This is a genomic window from Bacillus sp. JCM 19034, assembly GCF_001310635.1.
In the GTDB taxonomy this organism is placed as follows: Bacteria; Bacillota; Bacilli; order Bacillales; family Bacillaceae_D; genus Halalkalibacter.
In genome coordinates, this window is record NZ_BAXR01000014.1 from 1 (window position 1) to 21,351 (window position 21,351).

17 protein-coding genes and 3 pseudogenes are annotated in these 21,351 nt (G+C 37.9%); 19 read left to right on the forward strand and 1 reads right to left on the reverse strand.

Annotation, left to right across the window (positions count from 1 at the left end; translation table 11 throughout):
* Positions 1 to 127: 127 nt before the first annotated feature.
* The 10 genes and pseudogenes from JCM19034_RS15550 to JCM19034_RS15595 all read left to right on the forward strand — a co-directional run bounded on the left by JCM19034_RS15550 (position 128) and on the right by JCM19034_RS15595 (position 14,158).
* Positions 128 to 2,020, forward strand: a complete 1,893-nt coding sequence (locus JCM19034_RS15550; RefSeq protein ID WP_062051169.1) for an amylo-alpha-1,6-glucosidase — start codon at positions 128 to 130, stop codon at positions 2,018 to 2,020.
* Positions 2,021 to 2,663: 643 nt separating this feature from the next.
* On the forward strand, positions 2,664 to 4,856 hold the full coding sequence (locus JCM19034_RS15555) for an AraC family transcriptional regulator (RefSeq protein WP_231686988.1): 2,193 nt from the start codon (positions 2,664 to 2,666) through the stop codon (positions 4,854 to 4,856).
* Between the two features lie 32 nt (positions 4,857 to 4,888).
* A complete protein-coding gene (locus JCM19034_RS15560; RefSeq protein ID WP_062051174.1) occupies positions 4,889 to 5,548 on the forward strand; it encodes a YesL family protein in 660 nt (219 codons plus the stop codon).
* A 315-nt stretch (positions 5,549 to 5,863) separates the two neighbouring features.
* Entirely contained in the window at positions 5,864 to 7,414 is a 1,551-nt protein-coding gene (locus tag JCM19034_RS15565) for an extracellular solute-binding protein (protein WP_062051176.1), read from the forward strand.
* A gap of 155 nt (positions 7,415 to 7,569) precedes the next feature.
* Positions 7,570 to 8,528: pseudogene (locus JCM19034_RS15570) on the forward strand (ABC transporter permease).
* A 32-nt stretch (positions 8,529 to 8,560) separates the two neighbouring features.
* On the forward strand, positions 8,561 to 9,430 hold the full coding sequence (locus JCM19034_RS15575; RefSeq protein WP_062051178.1) for a carbohydrate ABC transporter permease: 870 nt from the start codon (positions 8,561 to 8,563) through the stop codon (positions 9,428 to 9,430).
* Positions 9,431 to 9,514: 84 nt separating this feature from the next.
* Entirely contained in the window at positions 9,515 to 10,615 is a 1,101-nt protein-coding gene (locus JCM19034_RS23425) for a hypothetical protein (RefSeq protein WP_062051181.1), read from the forward strand.
* Between the two features lie 38 nt (positions 10,616 to 10,653).
* Positions 10,654 to 11,694, forward strand: coding sequence for a glycoside hydrolase family 105 protein (locus tag JCM19034_RS23430; protein WP_062051183.1), 1,041 nt, complete (start codon positions 10,654 to 10,656; stop codon positions 11,692 to 11,694).
* Positions 11,695 to 11,717: 23 nt separating this feature from the next.
* Complete coding sequence (locus JCM19034_RS23435) at positions 11,718 to 12,494, forward strand: hypothetical protein (protein WP_062051185.1); 777 nt, start codon at positions 11,718 to 11,720, stop codon at positions 12,492 to 12,494.
* Positions 12,464 to 14,158 (forward strand): glycosylhydrolase-like jelly roll fold domain-containing protein, encoded by a 1,695-nt coding sequence (locus tag JCM19034_RS15595; protein WP_062051187.1) that lies wholly within the window; start codon positions 12,464 to 12,466, stop codon positions 14,156 to 14,158. The genes JCM19034_RS23435 and JCM19034_RS15595 overlap by 31 nt, the downstream gene beginning before the upstream one ends.
* Positions 14,159 to 14,324: 166 nt before the next feature.
* Here the strand turns inward: JCM19034_RS15595 and JCM19034_RS15600 are convergent, their stop codons facing one another.
* The gene (locus JCM19034_RS15600; RefSeq protein ID WP_062051189.1) at positions 14,325 to 14,540 is read right to left on the reverse strand and encodes a GPP34 family phosphoprotein; all 216 of its coding nucleotides are present in this window, start codon (positions 14,538 to 14,540) and stop codon (positions 14,325 to 14,327) included.
* A 148-nt stretch (positions 14,541 to 14,688) separates the two neighbouring features.
* Between JCM19034_RS15600 and JCM19034_RS15605 the strand changes: the two genes are divergently transcribed.
* From JCM19034_RS15605 to rsmI, 9 genes and pseudogenes are all read left to right on the forward strand, one after another.
* Positions 14,689 to 14,883, forward strand: a complete 195-nt coding sequence (locus tag JCM19034_RS15605) for a sigma factor G inhibitor Gin (RefSeq protein WP_062051191.1) — start codon at positions 14,689 to 14,691, stop codon at positions 14,881 to 14,883.
* A gap of 61 nt (positions 14,884 to 14,944) precedes the next feature.
* Positions 14,945 to 16,393 carry an aminotransferase class I/II-fold pyridoxal phosphate-dependent enzyme gene (locus JCM19034_RS15610; protein WP_197276425.1) on the forward strand — a complete coding sequence of 483 codons (1,449 nt, stop codon included), beginning with the start codon at positions 14,945 to 14,947 and terminating at the stop codon, positions 16,391 to 16,393.
* Positions 16,390 to 17,079: pseudogene (gene tmk / locus JCM19034_RS15615) on the forward strand (dTMP kinase). Before JCM19034_RS15610 ends, tmk begins: the two are co-directional and overlap by 4 nt.
* Entirely contained in the window at positions 17,048 to 17,377 is a 330-nt protein-coding gene (locus JCM19034_RS15620) for a cyclic-di-AMP receptor (RefSeq protein WP_062051195.1), read from the forward strand. The pseudogene tmk and the gene JCM19034_RS15620 overlap by 32 nt, the downstream one beginning before the upstream one ends.
* A gap of 11 nt (positions 17,378 to 17,388) precedes the next feature.
* A complete protein-coding gene (gene holB / locus JCM19034_RS15625) occupies positions 17,389 to 18,378 on the forward strand; it encodes a DNA polymerase III subunit delta' (protein WP_062051198.1) in 990 nt (329 codons plus the stop codon).
* 4 nt (positions 18,379 to 18,382) lie between these two features.
* Complete coding sequence (locus JCM19034_RS15630) at positions 18,383 to 19,198, forward strand: stage 0 sporulation family protein (RefSeq protein ID WP_062051200.1); 816 nt, start codon at positions 18,383 to 18,385, stop codon at positions 19,196 to 19,198.
* Positions 19,199 to 19,214: 16 nt separating this feature from the next.
* Positions 19,215 to 19,562, forward strand: coding sequence for a DNA replication initiation control protein YabA (yabA, locus tag JCM19034_RS15635; RefSeq protein ID WP_062051202.1), 348 nt, complete (start codon positions 19,215 to 19,217; stop codon positions 19,560 to 19,562).
* 134 nt (positions 19,563 to 19,696) lie between these two features.
* Positions 19,697 to 20,451: pseudogene (locus tag JCM19034_RS15640) on the forward strand (tRNA1(Val) (adenine(37)-N6)-methyltransferase).
* Positions 20,452 to 21,324 (forward strand): 16S rRNA (cytidine(1402)-2'-O)-methyltransferase, encoded by an 873-nt coding sequence (gene rsmI, locus JCM19034_RS15645; RefSeq protein ID WP_062051204.1) that lies wholly within the window; start codon positions 20,452 to 20,454, stop codon positions 21,322 to 21,324.
* Positions 21,325 to 21,351 lie beyond the last annotated feature (27 nt).

The window sequence follows — 21,351 nt, forward strand, 5'->3', positions numbered from 1 at the left end:
ATGCGTATAAAAGGGAAAGCACAAGGGCCGGCTGGAACAACAGTGAACAAGTTTACATAATCTTAAAATTATGATCTCCTAACCTTTGATAAAATTTAAGAATACAGTCATGTTAGGAGTGTTATAAATGCCTACATCAAAATTAGAGAAACATGCTATAGTAACTGAAGGCTATTGGTATGAGCCGGTAGAATACGATATTTCAAATCAGAAGCTTCTTGCACAATTTAATGGAAATATTGGAATATCTAAATATTCGATTGCAGGAGAATGGGCAATTTTAAAAGATGATAGCTGGTTTTCTGTATGGTCAGTTAACGGTAAACGATTATCAAATAAGGCACGGAAAAAAGTGAAAACGATCGGTAGAATGATGGAGATTGAGTACGATTCATATGAAGAATTGGATAAAGTAAATGTATGGGCTTATCACTATTGCTCCGATGAAAATGCCCTTTATATACAAGTTAATTTTCAAAATAAAGGCGATGAACCAGCACAAGTCTTTTTGAGGCATGGTATGTTTTTAAATATTGAAAGCTATATATCATCTAGTATTAGAAATAATGGGAGATTTGAAAAAGAACCAATGCAACATTCATGGAATAAGCAAAATACGATATGGGAAGCTACGCTTGGTGAGGATTATGCTGTGCATTTAGCAACAAGTCATTCTGCAGTACAAATTGAACAAGAAGATATAAGAATGGTTTTAGATTATAACGATTACGTTCCACCAAAAGAAACGATATCAATAACTATTGCAATCTCCGGTGGTTCAAAACCAATAACTAGTGATAAATTGATTGGAAAATCGGATCGAGCTTATAAACAAGCAATGGACTATGTCCAATGGTTAAAGGATCGCTTTATTTCGGAGCATCCTATACTAAATTCAATGTTTGTATCTTGTTTAAATGCAGCAACTTCTTCATACAAGGAATGCAGTGATTCTTTTAAAGCATTTTATGCTGGTGTTCATTATCAAAGCCCTTCGAGAACATATTTTAGAGATGGTTATTGGACGATTCTTCCTCTCCTACCTTTTAAACCGGACTGGGTAAAACGTGAGATTTTGACTTTGGCCCATGGGATTGGCGAAGATGGTTCTTGTCCGAGTGCAGTTGTATATAACAATAGAAAGAATAGATTTGAGGCGTTTTGGCCAGATCATTATGATTCACCTTCCTTCTTTGTAATGATGGTCCACGATTATTTAGCATGGACACATGATCAGGATATTTTACATATACGAATGAATGAAAAGACAATTTTACAGTTAGTAGCCTTATGTGTAATGAAATTAGACATCCATACTGATAGAGATAGCCATCAACTAGTAAAGCCGAATAATCGGCGTGATTGGTGCGACAATGTTGTTCGTCAAGGATCAGTGACATATGATCAGCTACTCAACATTCAAGCTCGTTCTTGTTATGCGGAAATACTTAGATTTATAGGGCAAGATCAGGAAGCTGAGGATAAGCAAGAACAAACAAATGAGATGATTTGTTCTTTAAAAAAACTCCTATGGACAGAAGAAGGATATGTGAATTACATCAACACGAGTAACGATCACTTAAGCGAGGAAAATATTTCGATCGAACAAGCTCTTGCTGTTTTATTTAACATCGGATCAGAGCAAGAACATAACGTTCTTTTAGATAAAATGACAGAACATTTAGAGACTAAAAATAATGAGCAGCAGCCTTATGGCGATTGGGGTGTTATGTCCGTTTATCCAGCTTATAGTCATGCCCACCACCTTATTGAAAAATCATCATATCCTTTTCGTTACCATAATGGGAGTGATTGGCCATATTTGAGTGGAGTTTATGCTTGGGCAAAACTGAAGAAGAATCGTGATGATTGGCAATACCCCTTAACTCGTTGGTTTACATATAGTTTAGAACAAAGTTGGCTAACACCAGTTGAATATTATGATCCTATTTTCGGGAAAGGGTCTAATTTGCAGGGCTGGAGTGCAATGCTGCAGCAGCTATTCTTTATGGAGGATTAGGATTACAGGTAAAGTTAAATGAAGAGATGCAATGGAAAGCACCTTCATGGGAGATACGGTCGTTAATGGTATAAACTTTCGCGGCAAAACGTATCAATATGTTGCAGAGAATGGAACGGCAGTAATGAATGAGCTTTAATAGGGAGTATATTAATTGAGAAAAGGCAGACGTATTCTGCCTTTTTTTAAATGTCATTTTTAAAAGAGCCTGTAAATGCTTGCTGTTGAATTTGATCATTATATGTTGATGGGTCATTTAACAGAGGAACAGCAGGGCAAAAAAGTATCATTGCTGGAAAATAATCAATCATATATCGTTATAAATATACTTATGAATAGACAGGGAGGGTTAGTCAAAAAAAGCATTTGACCAATGATTGAACTTAATCTTCCAGATCGAATAGAAACTGACTTTTACATAACAGCCATTCTAGTGTAGTATAATAGAAAGAAAGGGCTTACAAGTCCAGATTTCGTATAAAATCGGGGGAATTGAGTTGATTAAAAAATTCAAACGTTCTCAAAAAATAGGTATGGTTGGAAAAGTCAGTATTTTAGGAAAAATTTTGTGCTCATACTTTTCATTACATTTATTCCTGGACTTATGAGTGGAATAGGTATTTACTGGTTCGGAGTAAATGAAGTGGAAGAATCACTAAAGGAAATGCATACAGACCAAATTCTCGAACGGGCTAAAAATATTGATGATCAGTTTGATTACCTAGAGAAATCACTATCTCACTGGGCTTACGACCCACGCTTTAATTCCTCACTACTTAATTTAAATTATGTTATAGAATTTCAAGAGACGAGAGATATTGTTCAAACATTGCTCGTTTTGCAAGGATCACATCCATTGATTGACCATGTGGAACTATTTGTTGATTCTACTGAACCTGTATTATTTAATCCGCATTATAATGTGTTGGAAGAGAATGATTATAATTTTTATTATGACATTTTAAAGAGTAATAAAAATATTAACTGGAATCGACTTAACGATCTTCCAGACGAATCAAGTATTGAAGACCCACAGCCACTAGTCTTGATTCATAGCATCCCTGGCAATAGTAACGATCCATTTGGCTCGATTGTGGTGACATTAGATCGGAAAAAAATTGCTGATCTAATAAAAACATTAACACCATACAATGAAGGGGCAACGTTTTTATTAAATGAAGAAAATAATCTACTAGTATTTGAAAATAGTACAGAGCAATCACAGTTTGTTCGTGATTTAAGACAAGAAATAGTCGAACGAGCAAACTCTGAGACAGAAGGGTCTTTTGTTTATCACTATCATGATGTAGCTTATTCTGTATCTTATGGAACGATGGGACGAGTAAATGCAGAATGGACATATGTATCTGCAGCACCGATGTCTTCTATTACGACTCCGATTGTTACAATTTCAAAGGTGATTATTTCGATAAGTCTTTTTGGTTTAGTGTTAGCATTGATTTTATCTTGGCTTGCATCAAGAACGATTTATAGTCCAGTTGCGAAGCTAGTAAAAGTTTTGGTAAATGATTCAAAATGGACACATCAAGATGATGAATTTAAAGTTATTGAAAATCAATTTAATGAGCTGTTAACAGAAAGTCAATCATTAGAACAACGTTTAAGCACACAATTACCACAGCTAAAGAATAATTTCTTATTACAATTAATTCAAGGTTATTTATATCATTATAAAGAAGATGAATTAAAGGAAAGAATGGTCAATTATGGTTGGGAGTTAGATGATCATCAGTTTATTGTTATGGATATTCAAGTACTAGGTTTAAATGAAAACAAAAAATCATCAATGAAGCAGGATGAGAGCTTATTGGCCTTTGCATTAACAAATATTTCTGAAGAGTTATCAGAAGAATACTTTGAGCAGTATAGCGTCATACATTTTTATGATTTGTCTGCAGTTTTACTGATTGTTTACCCTGAGAACGAGGATATGAGAACAAAGTTTGACGAATTCTCAGAACAAGCTATTCATGTGCTCAATCGTGTTCTTAAAAGACAAATTACAATTACGATCAGTAAGCCTTCAGATAGTATAAAGCGGATTCCTTACTTATTTGAAGATGTGAAAAAAGGTAAGCGTTATCGTAATTTTGATAAGGAGAATCAAGTCATTGATCTTCAAACGCTAGAAACAAATGACAGCCTTGATCAAATTCACTATCCATTTGAGATTGAAAAGGAAATATTACAAGCAATTCGAATGGGGCAGGTTAATGAATCAGAAAAGCTTATCCATGATTTTATTAAAGAGATGAAGGTGAAAGGGACGAAAGAGATTAATATTAAGCCGTGTATTATTCAGCTATTTGGTAGTATACAGCATGAAATATTACATTCAGGTATTCATCCCTATGATATTTTCCAGGGGAAAAATATGTATGAAGAAGTGAACCGAATTGGACATCCAGAGCAAATGGTCCAGTGGTTAACATATGATGTGATCTCACCATTTATTAAAGCATTAGAAGGCAAGGTTAATATTGAAATGAAACAGCTTGTCGAAGAAGTGTGTTCGTATATTAAATCTCGTTATATGGAGGATATTTCATTAGAGAGCTGTGCAGAAGAAGTCAATACAAATCCTTATACGTTAAGTAAAGCTTTTAAAAAAGTTATCGGCGTTAATTTTATTGATTATGTAACGAAGCTAAGAATCGAAAAGGCAAAAGAACTACTTTTAAATACAAATATGAAAATAAATGATATAGCTGAAGAAGTCGGCTATCGTCATAGCTATTTTAATCGTATCTTTAAAAAACATATCGGCATTCCACCAAGCCAATATCGCAAACAGCGGAGCAATGATGCGATTTAAGAGATTTCAGACCAAAATAAGGGGGGAGTGCAATGAATCAAAGCTCTTTAACTGGATTTATCACGTATTTTTATCGATTTGGTGATTATTTTCTAGTTCTGCTATACGTCAATTTATTATGGATTTGTTTTACGTTACTTGGTGGGATTATTCTCGGATGGGCACCAAGTACAACGGCGATGTTTTCTGTTCTTAGAAAAAAAATTATGGAGAAAGATGAACCAATCTTCAAGCAATATTGGCAAGTGTACCGCCAGGAATTCTTAAGATCAAATGGGTTAGGTATAATTGCCATCACAGCTGCTTTTATATTAGCTGTAAACATTCAATATTTTGCTGTGGAAACAGCGTGGTTATTTATTGCTGTACGTTATTTGATGATTGCTTTAATAATTATTGTCAGTATTATGCTCATGTATGTGTTTCCTTTAATGGCTCATTATGAAACGACTTTACATCATCATTTAAAAAATTCACTATTTCTTATGATCTATCAGCCGATTCGAACGATTGTAACGATTGGTTTATGTTTACTTGTTGTACAAATACTAACGTTATTTCCTGTCTTCATTCCGTTCTTTGGAGTTAGTTTACTAGCTTTTGTTATTATGCTGACGACTTATTTTACATTTCGTCATGTAGAGAAACGACAAGAAGAAATTAGAGAAAGCTTAGAGGAGCAGGAAGTGTAAATGTGAGGATAGAAGCGTGATTTATTAAGGATGGTTTATCCAACTAATTAAGTCATGCTTTTTTATATATTGAATTTGAAATGTGTCAAGATTTGATGATTGTGCAAAAAAGTAGTAGGAAACAAAAAAGTGCAAAGAAAGGGCTTACAAACATTGAATCCCACGGCTTTTTCCAGCTTAACTAGCTATCTGAACAAAAATTGAATATTGTTGGAAAAATGTAAGCGTTTTATATTTTAGATAAGCCGAAGAGCAAATAGGAATAACTGTTCGCTCTTAACAGGTTTAATATTTGTAATCATAAGGAGGAACGAAATGAAAAAATCATTACGTTTATTAGGACCATTTTTCGCAATTATTATGTTAGTAGCACTTATTGGCTGTAGTAATGATGCAAGTCAACCAAGTAATGATTCATCAGATTCAGGAGAAGGTTCGTCTGAAGATCTTTCAGATGAAAGAATGGAAGTAACGATTATGACGACATCTTTTGCTCCAGACCCAGTTGATAATTCAAGTCCAGCATTACAAGCAATTGAAGAATATACAAACATGGATATTAACCTACAATATGTAGCAAATGCCAATTACGAAGACCGTTTTAATGTAACGTTAGCATCCGGTGAGCTTCCTCATATTATGATGGCAACTAAATCAGCAAGTTTCATTAATGCGGCAAGAGACGGTGCGTTTTGGGATATTACAGACTATTTAGATGAATATGACAATTTAAGTCAAGCAAATGATATTGTTTTAAACAACATTTCAGTTGATGGTCGTATTTACGGTGTGTACCGTTCAAGACCACTTGGGAGAAATGCAGTAACGATTAATAAAGAATGGTTAGATAATTTAGGATTAGATATTCCAGAAACAATTGATGATTTCTATGAAGTATTGAGAGCGTTTACGTACGATGATCCGAACCAATCAGGCCAAGATGATACGTATGGAATGGTCGTATCTGAATGGCACGGTCCATGGGATGTTATGCAATTATGGTTTGGTGCACCAAATGCATGGGGATTTGATGAGGATGGTCAATTAAAGCCAACCTTTATGTTCGACGAATATCGAGAAGCGTTAGAATTTTTTAAGAAAATTTATGATGAAGGTTTAGTAAACGAAGACTTTGCTGTTATGGATTCAGGTCAATGGTTTGATCCTATTGTGAATGGTACAGCTGGGGTTGCCATTGATGTGGCTGACCAAGCGAATCGTTTACAAAATCGCATTAAAGAAGGCTATACAGATGATGAAATTACGTTAGATATTTTTGGTGGAGTTGAAGGTCCTGATGGCTTAAGGTTAATGCCAACACCTGGATATGCTGGCATGTTAGCGATTTCAACGACAGCTGTTAAAACAGAAGATGAACTACGACGAGTATTACAGTTCTTAAATGATTTAAATGATGAAGTACCGCAGAACCTTTCATACAACGGTGTCGAAGGTATTCACCATGAAATTATTGATGGCGAATTAGTGTTGACATCTCAACAAGATGGCGGAGAGCTATTTGATAAAGAAGTAATGGATTTAAACCAATTCCAAATGGCGATTCCTGAAGAAAGATTTATGAAAGGTCCGCAAACGGCATTACAGCAAAAAGCAGATCAAATCATGGAAGAAAACTTAGAATATGTAATACCTAACCCTGCGGAACCGTTAGTTTCTCCTACTTATACAGAAAGAGGAACTCAATTAGATAACATTATGGAAGATGCTCGTATTATGTATATCGTAGGACAAATTGATGAAGCTGGTATAGATGAAGCAATTGAATTATGGTTGAATTCTGGTGGTACAGAGTACATTGAGGAAATTAATGAAGCTTATCAAATTGCTCAAGATGCACAGTCGTAAGTAAACTTAAAAAGCAGGAGGTAATTCCTCCTGCTTTTCTTGAAAAAGGAGTGAATGTATTATTCGAGGGTATAGAAAATGATGATCAAAGGCTTCATTGATACCCTACTTTCAAGTGAATGTGCTCAGCACTGCTTCTAAGAAAGGAGAAAGAAATGGCTAAAGTTACCGTAAATCAATCGACACAAGTTGAGCAAATACCGATACGTAAATTAACTGTAACAGAAAGACTTATAAAAGATAAATGGATTTATTTCCTATTACTCCCTGGTCTAATATGGTTCATATTATTTAAGTATGTTCCAATGTGGGGAACGCTTATTGCATTTCAAAACTATTCGCCGTTTCTAGGTTTTTGGGGAAGTGAATGGGTTGGATTCACTCATTTTGAAAGGTTATTCCAGAACCCGGACTTTTATAGAATATTAGAAAACACCCTTATATTAGCATTTTTTGAAATTGTCTTTGTGTTCCCGGCACCGATTATTTTAGCACTCATGCTAAATGAAATTCGCTTTAATCCTTATAAACGAACGATTCAAACGTTAATTTATTTACCAAATTTCTTATCTTGGGTTATCGTAGCTAGTTTAACTTATGTGTTCTTTACAACAAGTGGTGGAATTGTCAATGTTATCGTTGAGAATATCACTGGTAGTACGATCTTCTTCTTGGGAGACCCAGACTGGTTCCGTCCGATGATTGTTGCCCAACAAATTTGGAAAGGTGCGGGCTTTGGAACAATCATTTTCTTAGCGGCATTAGCAACGTTAGTAAGGAGCAATATGAAGCGGCAATTGTTGATGGTGCCGGGCGTTTTAGACGAATGTGGCACGTTACGTTACCAGCGATTAGACATGTTATCGTCATTTTACTTATTTTAAATATGGGGAATTTCCTTGATCAAGGATTCCAACAAATATATTTAATGACAAACTCATTAAACCGTTCAGTTGCTGATGTATTTGATGTGTACATTTATTTCTCTGGTATTACACAAGGTGCGTTTAGTCATAGTACCGCAGTTGGTTTATTTAAAGGGGTTGTTGGAATTATTTTAATTTTAACAACGAGATATATTGCCAAGAGATTAAAACAAGAAACGCTATTTTAAATGTCTAGCTTAGAAATGGAGGGAAAGTGGTTATGAAGTCACATAACACACCATTAGGAAGAGTATTTGATGTGTTTAATCATATCATTTTAGCACTTATTGCGCTTGCCATGATTGTCCCATTTCTTTATGTTATAGCCGGTTCTTTTGCAACCGAGGCTGAGTTAGCAAGTAGACCGTTTTTCATAATACCTGAGACGTTTACGCTTAGTGCGTATGAGTATATATTTTCAACAGCTACTTTCGTTCGAAGTATTGGTGTATCGGTCTTAATTACAGTTTTAGGGACAGTCGTGAGTTTAGCTTTAACGTTAACGATGGGATATGCTCTTTCAAAAGTATACATCATCGGCCATAAAGTTTTTCTTTACTTAGTCATATTCACAATTATTTTCCAAGGCGGGATGATCCCAACGTATATTTTAGTAAGAGATTTAGGATTATTAGATTCTCTTTGGGCTTTAATTCTACCAATTGCGATGAATCCAATGTGGTTGATTATCGTCATTTCCTTTTTCCGCACGTTACCACGGGAGTTGGAGGAATCAGCAAGAATTGATGGCTGTACAGATATCGGTGTATTTTGGAAAATTGCCCTTCCGCTATCGAAACCAATCATTGCTACATTTACGTTGTTTTATGCCGTTCAATATTGGGGTGACTACTTTAATGCACTTCTTTATATTTCGGATTCGGCGAAATACCCAGTTATGCTGTTGTTACAAAACATTATGACGATGGCTGATATGCGCTTCGGTGAAGTTGATGCACTCGTTCAAGCACCTGATGAATCGTTGAAGCTAGCTGTTATCGTTGTTGCGACATTGCCAATTATGTTTGTTTATCCGTTTTTACAAAAGCACTTTGCTAAAGGGATGTTATTAGGTTCTGTTAAAGGATAAAAATGATTTAGAATAAGCTAGTGAAGGAACTTCGTCTAATGAAGAGTGTGATAGATTATAAGTTCGTTGTAGGAGTGATATAAAGTGGAGAGCTATATTCATTTGAATGAGAGCATATATGCGAAATTTAATAGTAGAATAGAAGACACTTTGACGACGATCACAAATCGTTATATTGGCAGTAATCCACCGCATCCAATGGTTTACCGGGCATTTAGCAAAGATAGTCTCACTAGGTTAAAGGATTACCGCTATGATTTTCATTTTGCCGACAGGTTTCCTCATTGCGAGAATGGACAGTACATTTATGCTTGGGGGAAGCTATGGCAGGAAGAAGAGACCGAATTAATGTTTGCGATAAATTGCTATGGGCCTGTACAGCTTTATTTGAATGGGGAATTAGTGTATCGTTCGTCAATCGTCGAAGAGTTAGACCCTAAGCTTAGACGTGGCTTTCGTTTTACGTTACAAAAAGGCTGGAACCATTTTGTGTTACGCTTTGAAAAAACAACATCTGGAATTGGTGGCATATTTGGTACTGGTTCTTTTAAAAGGCATCCTATGCATTTTCTTTCGCCAACAAAGGAACGAGAAGGGCAAGAAGGCTGGATTTTTACAGAGCCATTGGACCAACCGTTACAATCCTTGCCTGAAGAAGGAAAAGAGTCTGAATTAGATGTAACGTGGCTTCCATTAGTAGAATGGAAGGATGAAGATAGGCTGCAAATGGCACGATTGTTTGGCGAAGGACTCGAACAATCAGCCTATGCTTGGACAACATTAACCGTTCCACATACGAGTGAACAAGACATAAGGATAAAAGGGTATTCGCGAGGCTCGATTGACATTTCGGTCAATAATCAAGTCGTCTTTTGTGCTAATGATTCAACTGAGATCGATCTCTCATTACGTTTACCTTACGGTGAGCATGAGTTGATCGTAAAAAGTACGTCTACGTGTGAGAATTGGGGATTTGAGCTTGAGCCTATTCAGGAACATATTGAATTTAAACTCCCTTACCCTGTAAAAGGTGCAAGCGGAAGGTGGCTATATATCGGGATCTTTGATGATAATGAACAAATAGATCTTACAGCTGCAAAACGGATGGATACATTAATAGAAAGTAAGAATGGTCCTACATTTTGGCGGTTAGATCAACCAAATATGTGGGTTAGACCTACTTAGAAAACCGTTTATATGGGAAGTGGGATTATCCATTAGGGGTGACGTTATATGGCCTCATTCAAACTGGGAAAGCATTAGGACGAAACGATATTGTTGATTATGCCTTAAATCATATTGAAGCGAGTACGTCATTGTATTCTTATTCTCTGTGGGATAAAGAACAGTACGGAGCAGCTGGAGTGAATAATCAGCTTTCTGCGATAGATAGTTTAGATGACTGTGGATCATTTGGCTCCACGATGTTACTCGCAACGGAAACTAGAGAGATTCGAGAAGCGTCGATCATTGCAGATGATATTGCTGATTATATAACGAATGTACAGGATCGGCTGTCAAATGGGACCCTTTATCGTCGATTCGGTAGTGTTGATTTTATGAAGGATACGATATGGTGTGATGACTTGTATATGAGTACACCGTTTTTATGTCGTTATTATAAAAAGACAGGGGATCTTTCATATGTAGAAGACGCGGCAGAACAGTTTCTTCATTATAAAAATCTCATGTATATACCAGAATTCAAAATTATGTCCCATGTTTATGATTTCAAGTTTGATACAGCAACAAATGTGCCGTGGGGCCGAGGTAACGGCTGGGTCTTATTTTCTCTTTCAGAATTACTAGAAGTATTACCAGAAGATCATGCGAAACGCCCTGAGTTAATGAGCTTTTTTAAGGAGCTATGTGAAGGCTTTTTACACTTACAAGGAGAAAATGGGCTTTGGCATCAAGTGCTAACGGATCCAAGTTCATATGAGGAGACGTCATGTACATCAATGTTCATTTATGGGTTTTCTAGAGGAGTTCGATTCGGCTGGTTAGACGATCAAAAGCAATATATCAACGCAGCTCTTAAAGGCTGGAAAGGGATGACTAGTCGAGCAATTGACCAATATGGAAACGTCTATGGTGTATGTCAAGGATCTGGCTATGCATTCACGACGAGCTATTATCGTGACGATTTGACGTGGATATTAAATGATACTCACGGAATCGGGATCGTGTTGTTAGCTGGAATCGAAGTTCTAAAGTTGGAAAAAGCGTTACAAGAACAAGAGGAAGCATTTGTTGACCTGTAAAAGGTGCAAAAAAGAGGTGACTTATGGAGTCTAGTTTACATCAATCATTTCTGAATCCTGCAAATGAATTTACACCGATACCGTTTTGGTTTTGGAATGATCAGCTAACAAATGAAGAAATCATTAGACAAATACACGAGTTTGCTGCCAAAGGTGTGAACGGCTTTGTCCTACACCCGCGAATTGGAATTCCAAAAGAAATCGGCTATTTGTCAGATGAATTTATGGAGTTTGTACGAGTGGCAGTTGCCGAAGCAAATAAACTTGATATGTCGGTTATTTTGTATGATGAGGCAATGTATCCGTCTGGATCAGCGAAAGGAAAGGTAGTTGAGCGTAATCCGGCATTTGCTAGTCGTGGCTTAATGGTAGTTGAGCAAACTTGTAAAGACGATCAAGAAGAGTATGACATTACATTAAAGAAAGAGGAAACGCTGATTGCTGTATTTGCAGCAAAAAGAATAGATCAGTCTACACTAGAGCCTGACTCATTACAAGAATTGAGCTTTTCTAAAGGATATGTGCAGTTTCAGCCACCTGACGATGCACAATGGGTGATAGTAGCTTTTATTGAAACTAATACAGATGGGACGATTAGAGGTATTCATTTTGGCGAAGATGATGGTGAGGAGCATGCACCACCTTCTGCTGATCTGTTAAATCCAGAAGCAGTAAAAGCTTATATTGAAATTACTCACGACCGTTATTATGATGTCCTTCAGGATTACTTTGGTAATACGGTAATGGCGATGTTTACCGATGAGCCGATATGCTTGGACGGAATGCAAAAGCTGGCTTAAAGCCGTGGACAGGTGGCTCATTCACTTGGTATGAGCAGCAAGGTGGAAAGAAGAGCGACCTACCCGCATTATGGTTTGATATAGGCCGGGAGACGGAAGCGATTCGCAAGCGTTATGAGCAAGCTGTTTATAGACGACTATCAACGGTCTATTATCGCCAATTAAGCCAATGGTGTGAACAGCATGGGATTGCCTTAACAGGCCATCCAGCCGAAAGTGATGATATTGGTTTGCTTGAGCATTTTCAAATTCCCGGTCAAGATGTCGTTTGGCGCTGGGTGGCACCAGAGGAAGAGAAAGGGTTAACTGGACGACATTCGACTGCAGGGAAATGTTCTGCAGATGCAGCGAGACATCGAGGGAGAAGGAGAAATGCCGATGAAGTACTAGGTGTTTGCGGTAAAAATGGCAGTTGGGATCTACCGCCCGGTGATATGAAATGGTATTTCGATTGGCTATTTGTCAGAGGTGTCAATCTAATCATCCCACATGCGTTTTATTATTCGATTGATGGGAAAAGACGTAGTCATGAGCGACCGCCAGATGTCGGGTTGCATAGTAGCTGGTGGCCATACTATCAATTATTTAGTCAATATATAAAACGGCTAAGCTGGTTGTTGACTGATAGTGTTAATACGACGAAAGTAGCTGTCCTTTGTCAAGAGAATCATTTGCCATGGGAATTGGTAAAACCACTTTTTGAACAGCAAATCGAGTTTAATTATTTTGAAGAGGCGCTTCTCCATTCTTCTGCCAAAATTAAGAATGGCCTGATTCATATAGAAAAACAATCGTACTCGACGGTCGTTATAGAAGCAGGTTTGCTGCTCTCTAATGAGACGATTACTCGATTAAATGAACTCATCACTCAAGGTGGGTCGGTGTTTATCGTCGGAAAAAGTACAAATGTTCTAGAAGCAGCTATTACTATTCAGCAAACAGAAGACCTTATAGAACATTTAATAGAACGTGGACATAAAACGGCTCAATTGACTCCACAAAGTGCAAACATTCGTATAAGCCATATGAAAAAGGAGGGCACAAGCTTCTATTTGATCGTTAATGAAGGTGAAGAAGTATATGATGGTCACATAACATTGTCTGAACGAGGAGCGGTTGAACGATGGGACGCATGGACTGGTGGCATCAAGGAGCTTGGAAATGTAGCTGAGTTCCCATTAACATTACAGCGACGTGAAAGTTTGGTTGTTATGGTTGATCCGAGTAAAGAGCAGCCTGTAAAGGTGAATGGGCAAAAAGAAACCAGACTTAACGAGATAATGATACTTGAGCAAGAATGGAGTATAACAGGAGAACGGATTCAAAAGAGGACGTCGAACTTGCAATCGTGGACGGAATGGCCCGAATTGGCATTTTATTCAGGGTCTGTTATATACACGGCTACATTTGAATTAAATAATAAGATTCAAAAGGCAGTCATAGATTTTGGCGAAGTTCATGAAATAGTGGAGCTTTCCGTTAACGGTCAAAAGGTTGGAGTGAAGCTATGGGCTCCTTATACGTTTGAAGTAGATAGTATGTTGCAGCAAGGCATAAATAAGATAGAGTTGAAAGTAACAAATAGTAAGGCAAATGAAATGGATCAGATCGCCTTACACTCAGGGTTAATTGGGCCAGTTAAGGTTTTAGGAGATTGTGAGTAATGAGTACTTATTTGAGTAGACGTTAATCCAAGAGGTTAACGTCTATTTTTGTTACTAGAATTACGTATTATCGATAAGTAAGTGAATATAAAATAGCGACAAATGAATTGTCTTTAAATGTATTTTGGCAAAAATGATGGAATTAAACTCGTCTGGATGAGCATTTTTAATATAATAACTTTGCTTTCGTCTTTTGTTGTCTCATCCCTGCAAAAGTAGCATTGGAAAGCTTCACTTTGTCATTGATATTGTAAACTAATTCGAGGTTGGCAATGATAGCACCAGCTAAGCCATAAGAAATTGATTGTGATGCGTTCATATTCATTTTCCCTGGTTGATCATCTAATGCAATTAACAGTAGCTTTTCTGCAAGAGCTAGCATGTCACAAACCTCCTTATTTGTCCTATCTATATTTACGCTTCTCATAGCAAAAGAGGTTCAAATAGGATAGGCACAATCGTTTATTTAGTTGAATAAACTACGGTATGAAAATCGCTTTGTTAACCGATAATGGGTATGAGGTGATAAGATGGTACAATTAAAGGTGAACTATATTAATCCTTGTAAATGTAGCATATGTAAGCAATGGTGTGTGGAACGTGTAACCTTTGATACGGTTTCGATCTGTGAGGATTGTGAAAGAATGATGGTTCAAACAGATAGTACTGATAAGGAATATGATCATTATATTCAGGAGCTAAGTGAAACATTGAAAAAAATTTAACCCAACTATGGTACATTATAGTTGGGTTAAAATTATTTTAGTAAGCGTGGGTGAAGGAAAAATGGAACATTCAACACCATTAATTCAGGCGATTAGAGAGCATATTAACCAACACTCCCATTCATTGCATGTGCCAGGTCATAAGAATGGTCAAATCTTCTTATCAGACTTACAAGCTGACTTCAAATCGGTATTACCATATGATGTGACAGAGCTTACTGGTCTGGATGACCTTCATGCCCCAACTGGGCCTATTGCCAAAGCACAACAGAAGGCGGCTGATTATTACCAAATGGGGGAAACTCATTTTCTTGTCGGTGGTTCAACGGTTGGCAACATCGCGATGATCTATGGTTTATTCGAGCGAGGAGATCAAATCCTTTTACAGCGAAATAGTCATAAATCACTTTTTCATGCTTGTGAAATAGCTGGTGTGAGGCCTATATTAATGACACCGGAGTTTGATATCAATACAGGTCAATATGTTGGTGTTACAGCTGAATTGATCCAACACGCAGTCGAGCGTTTTCCGCAAGTTAAAGGTGTTATTTTAACCTATCCAAATTACTTCGGGGTCAGTGTGGATATTCGTGCAGTGATTGAAGAGGCGAAAAAATTCCGATTAACGGTTTTAGTAGATGAGGCACATGGTGCTCATTTTTCAGTGAGTAAACAGCTTCCACCATCATCCTGTGAACTCGGGGCAGATGTAGTCGTGCAATCAGCACATAAAATGTTACCAGCATTAACAATGAGCTCATTTTTACATATAAGTAAGCACCTTCCTCGTAGAAAGGCACATAGAATAAAAGAGGCATTAACGATGTTCCAGTCAAGTAGTCCGTCTTATTTATTACTCGCGTCACTTGACGGGGCACGAGAGTTTGCAGAATGTGTCACGGAAGAACAAATGACTGAAATAGTAGCAGGAATTGAAGCTTGGAAACGAGAATTATCTACAATTAAACAAATAGAAGTAATCGAATGGGACAATCAAAGCTATCAATCTGATCCGTTAAAAGTTACAATTAGATCAAGAACAAAATTATCAGGCTTCCAATTACAAGATATTATGATGGAGTGCGGGCTTTATCCTGAGTTAGCAACTGATACAGATGTATTGCTCGTATTCGGGTTAACCCCACTGTCCGTAGGTGCTTCTGCTATAGGGAGATTAAAAGAAAAGCTAGCGAGCTACTCAGTGATCGCTCATACGAAGCCATTCCATTTACCGGTGTGGATGCCTGAAACGAAGCTGACTGAAATGGTGCTAGATCGCCAAAATGAACAGCTACTTCAAAAAAGAATTCCATTAAAAGAAGCGTGCGGGTATATTTCGTTAGAGTCAGTCATTCCATATCCTCCGGGCATTCCAGTGTTAGTACGCGGAGAAGTGATTCAGCAAGGGACCATTGACTATATACAACAATTAAAAGAGGCGGGAGCTCGTTTTCAAGGTAATGAGCAAGCTGTTGATGTTTTAGTAGTAGATTCGGAGGAAATAAAATGAGTAAAGGATTGTTTATAACAGTAGAAGGTGGCGAAGGTGCGGGTAAGACGACGGTATTGGATCGCCTTGAAGAGGAGCTTATCGGTCGCGGCTACGATATTTTGAGAACGCGTGAACCTGGTGGGATACCGATTGCAGAGCGAATTCGTGAGGTTCTGTTAAATCCAGAGCATAAGGACATGGATAGTCGAACTGAGGCACTCCTTTATGCAGCTGCAAGACGACAGCACTTAGTTGAAAAGGTTATTCCAGCACTAGAAGCAGGTCAGGTTGTACTATGTGATCGCTTTATTGATAGTAGCTTGGCTTATCAAGGGTATGCACGTGGCATAGGTATTGATGAGATTCAGTCAATTAATGATTTTGCAATTGATGCTTTATGCCGGACTTAACCCTTCTATTTGATGTTGACCCAGATATTGGCTTGGCACGGATTGCCGCGAATCAAACACGGGAAAATAATCGTCTTGATCAAGAAAAGAAGAGCTTTCATGACCGTGTTCGTCAAGGCTACGAGCTATTGTTAAAGCAATATCCCGATCGGATAAAGAAAATGAATGCGAATGAAGATGTTGATACTGTTTATAGAAGAGCACTGAATGAGGTGGAAGCTTTAGTCTTAACTTATTTTAATGAGTAAGGGAGCTGAGGAGAATGAAATTAATTATGGCCGTCGTACAGGATAAAGATAGTGTGAAGTTATCAGATGCACTTGTAAAAGCCGATTACCGAGCAACGAAGCTTGCAAGTACAGGTGGATTCTTAAAGGCTGGCAATACGACTTTTTTAATTGGAACTGAAGATGAGAAAGTGAAAGATGTTATGCGAATTATTAAAGAGAACTGTCAAAGCCGAGAACAGCTCGTGGCACCTATTTCACCGATGGGTGGGAATGCCGATTCGTATGTGCCATATCCTGTTGAGGTTCAAGTTGGTGGGGCGACTGTATTTGTTTTGCCTGTTGAACAGTTTGAGCAATTTTAAGGTGATTTGGAATGAATACATGGAACAAATTAGCGGAACTTCAACCGAGAGTTATTGATATCCTCATTCGTACATTAAATAAGAAGCGATTAGCTCATGCGTATCTTTTTGAGGGAAGTAGGGGAACAGGAAAAAAGAAGGTAGCTCTTCAATTGGCGAAGAGCTTCTTTTGCGAGAATATACAAGAAGCAGAGCCGTGTCAAACGTGTTCCTCATGCAGGCGAATTGAGAGCGGAAATCATCCAGATGTACATATTATTTCACCAGAAGGACAATCAATTAAAAAGCACCAAATTGAGCATTTGCAAAAGGAATTTGCCTACCGTGGTGTCGAATCAATTAAAAAGGTATATATTGTCGAGGATGCCGATAAGATGACTGCAAGTGCTGCTAACAGTATTTTGAAGTTTTTAGAGGAACCGAACGGGGCGACATTAGCCATTCTTATGACAGAGCAAGGAAAAAACATTTTACCTACTATCCAATCGAGAAGTCAGTTGCTTAGTTTTGCCCCACTAGCAAGGGACCCGTTTATTCATCTTATTGTAAATGAAGGGATATCTAAGACGAATGCCCATTTGCTGGCTAGCTTAACAACAAGTTTTGAGCAGGTGAAGGTGTTTGTCGAAGATGATTGGATTGCACAAGCACGAAGCGTAGTGATACAATTGATGGAAGAGCTTTACGATCGCCCGTCACAGCTTCTTTTTACGATTCAGGAAAAGTGGTTGGGAACGTTCAAAGAAAAAGCTCAGCAAGAAATAGGACTAGATATGCTCCTATTATGGTTTAGAGACCTATTGTTTGCCAAGGTTGGCAATTTAGATACGATCTCTTTCATTGACCAAGTGGATTTGTTAAAAAAGCAGGCACTTCAGAGCTCGCAAGACAAGATTAGCAACCATATGGCGGCTGTGCTTACAGCGAAGAAGCAGCTACAGGCGAATGTGAATCCTCAGTTGGTGATGGAGAAGTTAATGCTTTCAATACAGGAGGGATAGAAGATTGCATCAAGTTGTAGGTGTACGCTTTAAAAAGGCAGGCAAAATCTATTATTTCTCTCCAGGTACGTTTCAGTTAGAAAAGAATGAAGACGTCATCGTTGAAACCTCTCGCGGGATTGAGTTTGGACGAGTTGTAATTGGAACGAAAACTGTGGGTGAGAATGATGTCGTTCTACCGTTAAAGCAAGTTATCCGGGTTGCTACAGACAAGGATAAGCTTGTGGTAGAAGAGAATCAAGAGGCGGCCAAAAATGCGTTTCTTGTTTGTGCAAAAAAAATTCATGAGCATCAGCTTGATATGAAGCTTGTCGATGTTGAGTATACATTTGATCGTAATAAGGTATTATTTTATTTTACCGCTGATGGTCGAATTGATTTTCGTGAGTTAGTAAAGGACTTAGCATCTATTTTTCGAACGCGGATTGAATTAAGACAAATCGGAGTTCGTGATGAAGCGAAGATGTTAGGTGGGATAGGACCTTGTGGCCGTGTTTTATGCTGTTCATCTTTTTTAGGAGATTTTGAACCTGTTTCTATTAAAATGGCCAAAGACCAAAATTTATCGTTAAATCCAGCGAAGATATCTGGCTTGTGTGGCCGTCTCATGTGTTGCTTAAAATATGAAAATGACATATATGAAGAAGCAAAGCAGAAGTTACCGGATGTCGGTAAAGTGATTCGTACACCACAAGGAAAAGGAAAAGTAACGGGGTTAAATTTACTTGAGCATCTTATTCAGGTTGAATTAGCTGACGGTGGAACGGTAGAATACACATTAGAAGAATTAACGGAGAAACCAGTAGAAGCCACAGAATAGTGGGGTGAGGTACAGCGTGGATAAAAAGGCAGTTTTTACGCAAGTGAGTCAATTGGAAGAGCGTCTTGGTGAATTGCATCATGAGCTTAGAGGATTGAAGGAACAACTAGCCTATTTAATTGAAGAAAATCATTATTTGCAAATGGAAAACGAAAAGCTTCGCGAACGGCTCGATGTCCAAGATGATGATGTAGAGAAAAAATCTGGAGATATGCAAAAAAAGAAGGCTTTTGTTGGTGAAGGTTATGATAATTTAGCAAGGCTCTATCAAGAAGGATTCCACGTATGTAATACCCACTATGGTAGCATTCGCGCTGAAGGTGAGGATTGCTTATTCTGTCTTTCTTTTCTACATCAGAAATAATGAATGTGAGTACTTAAAAGGTTAGGGATTTACCTTTTAAGGGTCTTTTCTATAACTATTTAAAGGAATCATAGAAAACGCGGTTGATCGAGAGAGAAATTAAACTCGTGTTTTTTTGAAGAATGGAGATAGCGATGAAAGTAGAGTTAATAGATGGTGAGCGCGTAGATCGAATTGCTGGCACGAGCCTACAAATTATTCAAAGTAAAGACGTTTTTTCTTTTTCAATAGATGCCATTTTGCTGGCCCGTTTTGTCCATGTGCCGATTCAAAAAGGGCGAATTCTTGATTTATGTTCAGGAAATGGCGTTATTCCGTTAGCACTATCGACGCGAACGGAAGCTGACATTGTTGGTGTAGAGATTCAAAAGCGACTTGCAAATATGGCACAACGCTCATTTGAGTTGAATCGATTAGAACATCGACTTTCGATCATTTGTGATAATATTGTTAATGTTCAATTAAAAGGGACTTATGATGTGGTGACATGTAATCCACCTTATTTTCAAACGGAAGCGATAGAAAATCGAAATATGAATGAATATGTGGCAATTGCCGTCACGAATTACATTGCACGTTAGCGGATGTCGTCCGTGTAGGGAGTAGGTATGTAAAGTATGGAGGCAGGATGGCTTTGGTTCACCGACCAGAGCGATTAACGGATGTGATGAACGAAATGAGAGCGAATCGAATTGAACCAAAGCGAATTCAATTTGTTCATCCTAACAAGAGTAAGGAAGCAAATATCGTGCTTGTTGAAGGTCGTAAAGAAGGGAAGTCAGGTGTCATTTGTTTGCCGCCTATTTTTGTATACAATGAAGATGGAACGTATAGTGAGTCCTTTCTAGAAATATATGAAGGAGAATTTCGGACAAAGGTGGAGGTATAAATGAAACAGCAAAAGAGCTTTGTTCATGATGTGGGAGTAGGGAGTCTTTATTTAGTACCTACTCCAATTGGAAATTTAGAGGATATGACGTTTCGTGCCGTCCGTCTCTTAAAAGAGGCGGATCTCATTGCGGCGGAAGATACGAGACAAACGAAAAAGCTTTGTCATTATTTTGACATATCGACACCTTTAGTGAGTTATCATGAGCATAATCGTAAGGAAGCGGGTACTAAGCTTATAAGTGAAATGAAGAATGGAAAAACAATTGCTTTAGTAAGCGATGCGGGGATGCCGGCCATTTCCGACCCAGGCGAGGAACTTGTTCGTGATGCAATTGCAGAAGAGATTTATGTGATCCCTTTACCTGGAGCAAATGCTGCTTTAATGAGTTTAGTTGGTTCAGGATTGTCAACTTCCTCCTTTCAATTTGTCGGCTTCTTGCCTCGTCAAGATAAACGGAAAAAGGAAGAACTCGAGAAGCTTGTGCATTTAGAAGCTACTTTATTATTTTATGAATCACCACATAGGCTTAAATCAACCTTGAAAACAATGCGAGACGTATTAGGTAATCGTCATGTAAGTTTATGTCGAGAGCTAACAAAGAAATTCGAAGAGTATATAAGAGGATCATTAGATGACATGTTACAATGGGTGGAAACAGGACAAGTGAAAGGGGAATTTTGTCTAGTTGTTGAAGGGTTCCACGGTGAGGTTCAAGCTGAAGAGTGGTGGGGGTCGTTTTCCATAAATGAGCATATTGATTATTATATTGCCAAAGGATTAACTTCGAAGGAAGCAATTAAGAAAGTAGCAGTAGAACGAAAGCAGCCGAAGCGTGAAATTTATGCGAGCTACCATCAAACGAATGAATAAGTGCAGAAAAAGGCCTCAAAAGAAGTT

Excerpts from the sequence above, each read along its gene's own strand:
- JCM19034_RS15550 (WP_062051169.1), top strand. The coding sequence starts at position 128 with ATGCCTACATCAAAATTAGAGAAACATGCTATAGTAACTGAAGGCTAT.
- JCM19034_RS15560 (WP_062051174.1), top strand. The coding sequence starts at position 4,889 with ATGAATCAAAGCTCTTTAACTGGATTTATCACGTATTTTTATCGATTT.
- JCM19034_RS15565 (WP_062051176.1), top strand. The coding sequence starts at position 5,864 with ATGAAAAAATCATTACGTTTATTAGGACCATTTTTCGCAATTATTATG.
- JCM19034_RS15575 (WP_062051178.1), top strand. The coding sequence starts at position 8,561 with ATGAAGTCACATAACACACCATTAGGAAGAGTATTTGATGTGTTTAAT.
- JCM19034_RS23435 (WP_062051185.1), top strand. The coding sequence starts at position 11,718 with ATGGAGTCTAGTTTACATCAATCATTTCTGAATCCTGCAAATGAATTT.
- JCM19034_RS15595 (WP_062051187.1), top strand. The coding sequence starts at position 12,464 with ATGCTTGGACGGAATGCAAAAGCTGGCTTAAAGCCGTGGACAGGTGGC.
- JCM19034_RS15600 (WP_062051189.1), bottom strand. The coding sequence starts at position 14,540 with ATGCTAGCTCTTGCAGAAAAGCTACTGTTAATTGCATTAGATGATCAA.
- JCM19034_RS15605 (WP_062051191.1), top strand. The coding sequence starts at position 14,689 with ATGGTACAATTAAAGGTGAACTATATTAATCCTTGTAAATGTAGCATA.
- JCM19034_RS15610 (WP_197276425.1), top strand. The coding sequence starts at position 14,945 with ATGGAACATTCAACACCATTAATTCAGGCGATTAGAGAGCATATTAAC.
- JCM19034_RS15620 (WP_062051195.1), top strand. The coding sequence starts at position 17,048 with ATGAAATTAATTATGGCCGTCGTACAGGATAAAGATAGTGTGAAGTTA.
- holB (WP_062051198.1), top strand. The coding sequence starts at position 17,389 with ATGAATACATGGAACAAATTAGCGGAACTTCAACCGAGAGTTATTGAT.
- rsmI (WP_062051204.1), top strand. The coding sequence starts at position 20,452 with ATGAAACAGCAAAAGAGCTTTGTTCATGATGTGGGAGTAGGGAGTCTT.